The organism is Pseudomonas sp. UBA6276, assembly GCF_002438365.1.
Classification (GTDB): Bacteria; Pseudomonadota; Gammaproteobacteria; order Pseudomonadales; family Pseudomonadaceae; genus Aquipseudomonas; species Aquipseudomonas coleopterorum.
Genome location: NZ_DJUS01000029.1, coordinates 1 through 7,668 on the forward strand (window position 1 = coordinate 1; position 7,668 = coordinate 7,668).

A 7,668-nucleotide genomic window follows, 5' to 3' on the forward strand; every position below is an offset into this window, starting at 1 on the left:
AACTCGCCGACCTGCACCTTGGGCTTTTCGGTGGTGGCCAGCAGCTTGTCTTCGCTGTCCAGGTACACGAAGACGTTCAGCCAGTCTTCGTCTTCGCTGGGAATATCCTTGGGGATGTAGCGGTTGGGCAGCAGGATCTCGCCGTCCGCGCCGCCATCCAGGTACAGACCGAAGTCTGTGTGTTTAACCACTTGCAATGCGTTGTAGCGCCCGACTAAAGCCATTTCGAATATTCCTCGTCACCTGGCTGGGCATTCTACCCGAGAACCCTTCGGCTCGCTGCGCAAGGCGTCCGATGCGCCGTTGGCGCCGAGGTAGTTGGTGCGCCAGATCCTTGATTTCAAAGGGCTGCGGCGGCATCGATCGGCACCACTGGTCCGTGCGGTCAGCCGGGAATGGATAAATCATGTACAATGCCTGGCCATATTAATTTTTGACAGGTTAATGGCAGCCATGCGCGTTAAAGCATCCAACAGCAAAGTCAAGCCCGCCCCCGCCGTTGAAACCAGCGAATCGATCAACGAACAGATCGCCGCGTTTCTCAAGTCCGGTGGCGAGATCCAGCAGATTGCCAAGGGCGTGAGCGGCCAGACCTTCACCCCGTCCAAGCACATCAGCCTGGGCAAGAAGTAAGTTTGCAGCCCGGCCGCCGCGCCGGGCAAAACTTCCGCATCCTGTTTCTCCCCGCATCACCCTTGTCCCCTCGAATCGACGAATGGCAGCCTCGCATCGCCCCTGAGCGGTATGCTTGCAGCCTTCTAGATCGGGCCGTCCAGGCTTACTGGAGGTAGGCATGCTCAGACCCAGCTGGTTATTGATAGCCGGACTTGCGGTCCACCCTTCTCTCTACGCCCAGGTCATCCAGCGTGACATCGGCGATTTCAACCTCAAGCTCGGCACCACACCGTCGCGCAGCATGGCTGCGGGCCTGGTCCAGCCCAGTACCGGCAGTTCGTTCCACGGCGGACTGGATCTGACCCACGACAGTGGAGTGTATTTCGGCCAGTGGTCGCCCAACATGGGGTTGGCCTCTTCCAGCAATCTGGAAGTCGACTCCTACCTGGGCTACAAGCATCCGTTCGACAACTCCCTGGGTTATGAAGTCGGCGTGATCCAGTACAGCTATCCGGAAGTGGATGCGCCCTCCACCCATGCGCTCTATGCCGGTCTGCGGGTGCTGGACCGGCGCTTCGGTGCTGCGTTCAACAATACGCCCGACGGCCAGAACAGCACGTTGTTCGCCGACCTCGGTGGCCTGCCACTGCTGGATGTGGGCTTTACCATGAAAGTCAGCAACCATCAGCTCTCGACTCCCTTCACCATCGGCGAAGGGCAGGAAGTGCGCGCCTTCAACGACTGGTCGCTGCAGATGTCACGGCCCATCGGCAGTTTCGATCTGGATTTCATCTACAGCGGTTCGGACCTGAGCGGGGCCAATTGCGCCGCTTACTCCGGTCAGAATGGCCAGTGCGACAGTATGTTCATGCTCAAGGCCCAGCACGCGTTTTTCTGACCTCGGGTTTTTCCACATCGTGCTGAACCGCACGCACCGGCATGGCTCTATAACCACAACAACGCCATCGCACGGACCGCCGCCATGAATCTTCTGTCTCGTCGCCTGTTGCACTGCTGGATGCTGCTGGGCCTGTGTCTGCTGTTCGGTGGCTGCACGCGGGTGGATCTGGCCTACCGCAATCTGGATGTGATCATTCCCTGGTCGATGAACGACTATCTGGATATGAATCGCGAGCAGAAGAGCTGGTTCGATGAGCGCCTCAAGGAGCACCTGCGTTGGCACTGCACCACGCAACTGGCCGACAACCTGCAGTGGCTGGACAAGGTCCAGCGCATGGTCGCCGAGCAGCAGGTGACGGCGCCGGCGCTGCGCGAACGCACGGCCGAGGCGAAACAGGCGATCTCGGCGATTGCTGTGCAAGTCACGCCGTCGGCGGTGGAGTTGCTGCAAGGTCTGGATGATAATCAGGTCCGCGCGTTGCAGCAGTCGCTGAGCGACGACCTGGCCAAGCGCCGCAAGGAATACGTAGAGCCGCCGTTGCAGACGCAGATCGACGAGCGCGCCAAACGCATGAGCAAGCGTCTCACCCCATGGTTCGGCAACCTCACCGACGAGCAGCAGCAACGGGTGCAGGCCTGGTCGCAGAGTCTGGGCGCGCAGAACCGTGAATGGATCGACAACCGCGAACATTGGCAGAACCAGTTGCTGGCCGCCCTGCAGCAACGTCAATCCGCCGAATTCCCGGCACGCATCGCGCAATTACTGCAGCAGCGTGAAACGGTATGGACCCCGCAATATAAAGTTGCCTATGCACGCACCGAGCAGGCGGCCATCGACCTGATGGTGGGGCTGGCCGCCGACAGTACACCGGAACAGCGCACGCGCATCGAGCGCAAGCTGGGTGAGTTGCGCGAGGACTTTGCCAACCTCAAGTGCCTGAAGAACGCCTAGTTCGGCGCTTCAGGCCCACCCCTCCAGGCGCATCGTCGCCCTGACCAGACGCTGCTCCTCTCCTTCGATCTCGCGCAGATTCGCGCAAATACTTTCGATATGCGCGACGGCTGCCTTGCGCGCCTGCTCGGGCTGGCGGTTGATCACGGCGGTGTAGAGCTTGGCATGCTGCTTGTCGATCTGTTGTTTCTGCGGCTGGCGGTGGTACAGGTTGTTCACGCAGGCGAACACCGAGTTGAGCAGCAGGTCGGTCAGCGAGCGCAGGGTCTGCACCAGCACCGGATTGTGCGAGGCATCGCAGATGGCCAGGTGAAAGGCATGATCCAGGTGGGCGTGCCGTGTGGCGTCCAGCGGCTGGTCGTGGGCCGCCAACAGCGCCTGATAGCTGCGTTCGATCAGCACGAAATCGGCCTGGGTACCGCGCAGCGCAGCCAGCCGGGCCGACTCGCCTTCGAGCAGCGAGCGCACTTCGAACAGATCGTAAAGCGTTCGCGGCTGGGAGCTGAACAGGTGCATCAAGGGCGTGGCATCGTTGGCCGGCGACAAGGACGCTACGAACGAACCGCGGCCCTGCTCGGTGGCGATGATGCCGCGGGCGCGCAACAGCTTGAGGCCTTCGCGCAGTGCATTACGTGATACCCCGAGCTTTTCCACCAGGCGCCGCTCCGATGGCAAAGGCTGGCCAGTCTTGAGAACGCCGTCGACGATAAGCCGCTCGATGCGCTCGCACACGACATCGGCAATCTGAGGTTTGTTGTGCATATCATGCCTGCTGGTAGGACCATTGCCCGGGATTCCCCGGGAACTGTCGGCGAGACCCTGAAAATAAGCCAGTAGAGGCACCGAGAGAAGCCCCGAGGTGAAAAGAACTGGTCCTACCAGTGGTTCCAGGCGTAGACAGGCATGTGGTTTGCGACCACTGTTGAGCGCATAAGAACGACAAGCCGGTGACCTGCGCCCATGAACATCCTCTACGACGAACGCATCGACGGCGTCCTGCCCAAGGTGGACAAAACCGCTCTGGTGCAGGCATTGCACGCACAACTCCCTGACCTGACCGTGCTGCACCGTGCCGAAGACCTTCGCCCCTACGAGTGTGATGGCCTGAGCGCTTATCGCAGCGTACCGCTGCTGGTGGTATTGCCCGAGCGGCTCGAACAGGTGGAGGTGTTGCTCAAGCTGTGTCACGAGCGAAAGGTACCGGTGGTTGCACGCGGTGCAGGCACCGGGCTGTCCGGGGGGGCGTTGCCGCTTGAACAAGGTGTGCTGCTGGTCATGGCGCGCTTCAAGCAGATTCTCGACATCGATCCGGTCGCGCGTTCGGCACGGGTGCAGCCGGGTGTGCGCAACCTGGCGATCTCCCAGGCGGCGGCACCGTATGGTCTGTACTACGCCCCGGATCCTTCGTCACAGATCGCCTGTTCGATCGGCGGCAACGTCGCGGAAAACGCTGGCGGTGTGCACTGCCTCAAATACGGTTTGACCGTGCACAACCTGCTCAAGGTGCAGATGCTCACCATCGAGGGTGAGCGCCTGACCTTGGGCAGCGATGCGCTCGACTCGCCTGGCTTCGACCTGCTGGCCCTGTTCACCGGCTCGGAGGGCATGCTGGGCATCATCACCGAGGTTACCGTCAAGCTGTTGCCCAAGCCGCAGGTGGCCAAGGTGTTGCTGGCCAGTTTCGACTCGGTGGAAAAAGCCGGCGCGGCGGTCGCCGATATCATCGCGGCAGGGATCATTCCCGGTGGTCTGGAAATGATGGACAACCTGGCCATTCGCGCCGCCGAGGACTTCATTCACGCAGGCTACCCAGTGGACGCCGAGGCGATTCTGCTGTGCGAACTCGATGGCGTGGAAGCCGATGTGCACGACGATTGCCAGCGCGTCTACCAGGTGTTGACCGAGGCCGGTGCGACCGAGGTACGCCAGGCCCGGGACGAAGCTGAGCGCCTGCGCTTCTGGGCCGGCCGCAAGAACGCGTTCCCGGCGGTCGGTCGGCTCTCGCCCGATTACTACTGCATGGACGGCACCATACCGCGCCGCGCCCTGCCGGGCGTGCTCAAGGGCATCACCGAACTGTCCGAGCAGTACGATCTGCGCGTGGCCAACGTGTTTCATGCCGGGGACGGCAACATGCATCCGCTGATCCTGTTCGATGCCAACCAGCCGGGCGAGCTCGAACGCGCCGAGGCGTTGGGTGGGAAGATTCTGGAGTTGTGCGTGGCGGTGGGTGGCAGCATCACCGGCGAGCACGGCGTGGGCCGCGAGAAAATCAACCAGATGTGCGCGCAGTTCAACAGTGACGAGCTGACTCTGTTCCATGCCGTGAAAGCCGCGTTCGACCCCGATCGCCTGCTCAACCCCGGCAAGAACATTCCGACCCTGCAGCGCTGCGCCGAATTCGGCGCCATGCATATCCACCATGGGCAACTGCCATTCCCCGAGCTGGAGCGCTTCTGATGGCCGACCGCGATTTCGACGCCAGCGAGCAACTGCTGGATCAGGTGCGACAGGCTCTGGCCGACGACCGTCCGCTGTGCATCCAGGGCAGTGACAGCAAGGCGTTCCTGGGCCGCATCGGTGCCGGTGAGCGGCTCGATACCCGCGTGCATTGCGGCATCGTCAGCTACGACCCCACTGAGCTGGTGATCACCGCACGCGCCGGTACGCCTTTGCAGACTCTGCGGGCCGCCGTCGAGCAGGCGGGACAGATGCTGCCGTTCGAGCCACCGGCCTATGGCGAGAAGGCCACCCTGGGCGGCACGGTCGCCGCCGGACTGTCCGGGCCGCGACGGCCATGGGCCGGTTCGGCCCGCGACTATGTGCTAGGCACGAGGGTGATTACCGGCCAGGGCAAGCACTTGCGTTTTGGCGGTGAGGTGATGAAGAACGTCGCCGGTTATGACCTGTCGCGACTGTTGACCGGCAGTTTCGGCACCCTGGGTGTGCTGACTGAAGTGTCGCTCAAAGTGCTGCCCAAACCGCGCGCCTGTTCCAGCATCAAGCTGGCCTGCGATGCCGAGCGCGCCTTGCTCAAGCTCGCCGAGTGGGGCCAGCAGCCGATGCCGATCAGTGCTGCATGCCACAGCGATGAGGCGCTTTACCTACGCCTGGAAGGCGGCGAGGGATCGGTGGCTGCTGCCCATGAACGCATCGGCGGCGAGCCCATCGACTCGGCGTTCTGGGATGACCTGAACGAGCATCGCCTGCCCTTCTTCGCCCAGCCCGAAGCGCTCTGGCGCCTGTCGTTGCCCAACAATACCGGCATCCTCGACCTGCCCGGCGAGCAATTGATCGACTGGGGCGGCGCTCAGCGCTGGCTGAAATCCAGCGCCAGCGCCGCGTCGATCCGGCAAGTGGTCGAGGCGGTCGGAGGGCATGTCACCTGCTACACCGCAGGGACCACCCCCGAACCGTTCCAGCCCCTGCCCGACTTGCTGCTGCGCTATCACCGCCAGCTCAAGACGCAGCTGGACCCGCAAGGCATCTTCAACCCCGGCCGCCTCTACGCGCAGCTGTGAAACAGGAGTCCTGAACCATGCAGACCCAACTGAGTGATCAGGCCCGTTTGCTGCCACGCGCCGAGGAAGCCGAACGCATTCTGCGCAGTTGCGTGCACTGTGGCTTCTGCAATGCAACCTGCCCCACCTATCAATTGCTGGGTGACGAGCTGGACGGGCCGCGCGGACGCATCTACCTGATCAAGCAAGTGCTCGAAGGCCACGAGGTGACGGCGCACACGCAGCAGCATCTGGATCGCTGCCTGAGCTGCCGCAACTGCGAATCCACCTGCCCCTCGGGTGTGGACTACCACAACCTGCTGGACATCGGTCGCGCAGTGGTGGACCAGGCGGTGCCGCGGCCTGTGGAACAACGCTGGCTGCGCGGCGGTCTGCGTGCACTGGCCCCCCACCCGAGCGCATTCAAGGCGTTGATCCAGCTGGGCCAGACCTTTCGCCCATTGCTACCGCAACGCCTCAAGGACAAGCTGCCGCGTCAGGTCCACGCGGCCGTGGCCCGCCCTGCCACGCAACACGCACGTCGCGTGCTGATGCTCGAAGGTTGCGTACAGCCGGGGCTGTCGCCCAATACCAATGCCGCCGCCGCGCGCGTGCTGGACCGGCTGGGCATCAGCGTCACGGCGGTTCGTCAGGCTGGCTGCTGCGGTGCGGTGGACTATCACCTGGATGATCAAGCGCGCGGCCTGCAGCGAGCGCGGCACAACATCGACGCCTGGTGGCCGGCCATCGAAGCAGGCGCCGAAGCCATCGTGCAGACTGCCAGCGGCTGCGGCGCTTTCATCAAGGATTACGGGCACCTGCTGGAACAGGATCCGGCCTACGCGACCAAGGCCCAGACAGTCAGCCGGCTGGCCAAGGACCTGGTCGAGGTGTTGCGCGACGAGCCGGTGGAGCAATTGGCCGTCCACACCGACCTGCGCATGGCCTTCCACTGCCCATGCACCTTGCAGCACGCGCAGAAGCTGGGTGGCGTGACCGAACAGCTATTGCGACGCTTGGGCTTTCATTTGACCGATGTGCCGGACGGCCATCTGTGCTGCGGTTCGGCCGGCACCTATTCGGTGACCCAGCCGGTGTTGTCGCGGCAACTACGCGACAACCGCCTCAATGCTCTGGAAAGCGGCGCGCCGCAAGTGATCGCCACCGCCAACATCGGTTGCCAGAACCATCTGGACGGTGCTGCACGCACCCCGGTGCGGCACTGGATCGAACTGGTGGAACAAGCCATGGCCGATTGACACCCACCTTTGACACATTGCTATTTGAACCCCTCGACAACAGCACTGGAGAAGCACATGCAAAGCAAACCGATTCTTGGCCAGGAAGACGTCACCCGCATCCTCGCCGCTGCCCGCGCCGAAGCGCAGAAGAACAACTGGGCGGTGGGCATTGCCGTGGTCGACGACGGCGGTCACCTGCTGGCGTTCGAACGGCTGGACGGCGCCGCCGCCAGCACGGCCTACATCGCACCGGGCAAGGCACGCACTTCGGCGTTGGGGCGCAAGGAATCGGTGGTGTTCGAAGAGATGGTTAACAACGGGCGGACCGCGTTCCTGTCCGGTAATCTGATGACGTGTCTGGAAGGCGCCGTGCCGCTGATCCACGAAGGCCAGGTCATCGGCGCGGTCGGCGTGTCCGGGGTCAAGCCCGCTGAAGATGCCCAGATCGCCAAGGCCGGCG

At 63.1% G+C, this 7,668-nt stretch carries 9 protein-coding genes; 7 read left to right on the top strand and 2 right to left on the bottom strand.

What is annotated here, in order from left to right; translation table 11 throughout:
- Nucleotides 1–224: S1-like domain-containing RNA-binding protein (locus tag B2V21_RS03585; protein ID WP_286916051.1), on the bottom strand; the 224-nt coding region annotated here is incomplete at its 3' end.
- 220 nt (nt 225–444) lie between these two features.
- Here B2V21_RS03585 and B2V21_RS03590 point away from each other — a divergent pair.
- The 3 genes from B2V21_RS03590 to B2V21_RS03600 all read left to right on the top strand — a co-directional run bounded on the left by B2V21_RS03590 (nt 445) and on the right by B2V21_RS03600 (nt 2,467).
- Entirely contained in the window at nt 445–633 is a 189-nt protein-coding gene (locus B2V21_RS03590) for a hypothetical protein (protein WP_177327984.1), read from the top strand.
- A 160-nt stretch (nt 634–793) separates the two neighbouring features.
- Nucleotides 794–1,513, top strand: a complete 720-nt coding sequence (locus B2V21_RS03595) for a TorF family putative porin (protein WP_049862486.1) — start codon at nt 794–796, stop codon at nt 1,511–1,513.
- Nucleotides 1,514–1,597: 84 nt separating this feature from the next.
- The gene (locus B2V21_RS03600; RefSeq protein ID WP_376787108.1) at nt 1,598–2,467 is read left to right on the top strand and encodes a DUF6279 family lipoprotein; all 870 of its coding nucleotides are present in this window, start codon (nt 1,598–1,600) and stop codon (nt 2,465–2,467) included.
- A gap of 9 nt (nt 2,468–2,476) precedes the next feature.
- On the opposite strand, the gene glcC is transcribed toward B2V21_RS03600, so the two are convergent.
- A complete protein-coding gene (gene glcC, locus B2V21_RS03605) occupies nt 2,477–3,229 on the bottom strand; it encodes a transcriptional regulator GlcC (RefSeq protein WP_286916052.1) in 753 nt (250 codons plus the stop codon).
- Nucleotides 3,230–3,427: 198 nt separating this feature from the next.
- On the opposite strand from glcC, the gene glcD reads away from it, so the two are divergent.
- The 4 genes from glcD to B2V21_RS03625 form a co-directional block, all read left to right on the top strand.
- Nucleotides 3,428–4,927, top strand: a complete 1,500-nt coding sequence (glcD, locus tag B2V21_RS03610; protein WP_049862483.1) for a glycolate oxidase subunit GlcD — start codon at nt 3,428–3,430, stop codon at nt 4,925–4,927.
- Nucleotides 4,927–5,988 carry a glycolate oxidase subunit GlcE gene (gene glcE, locus B2V21_RS03615; RefSeq protein WP_286916053.1) on the top strand — a complete coding sequence of 354 codons (1,062 nt, stop codon included), beginning with the start codon at nt 4,927–4,929 and terminating at the stop codon, nt 5,986–5,988. Before glcD ends, glcE begins: the two co-directional genes overlap by 1 nt.
- A 17-nt stretch (nt 5,989–6,005) precedes the next feature.
- Nucleotides 6,006–7,226, top strand: a complete 1,221-nt coding sequence (gene glcF, locus B2V21_RS03620) for a glycolate oxidase subunit GlcF (protein ID WP_049862481.1) — start codon at nt 6,006–6,008, stop codon at nt 7,224–7,226.
- Between the two features lie 57 nt (nt 7,227–7,283).
- Nucleotides 7,284–7,668 (top strand): heme-binding protein (locus tag B2V21_RS03625; RefSeq protein ID WP_286916054.1); only part of this gene is annotated, 385 nt, incomplete at its 3' end.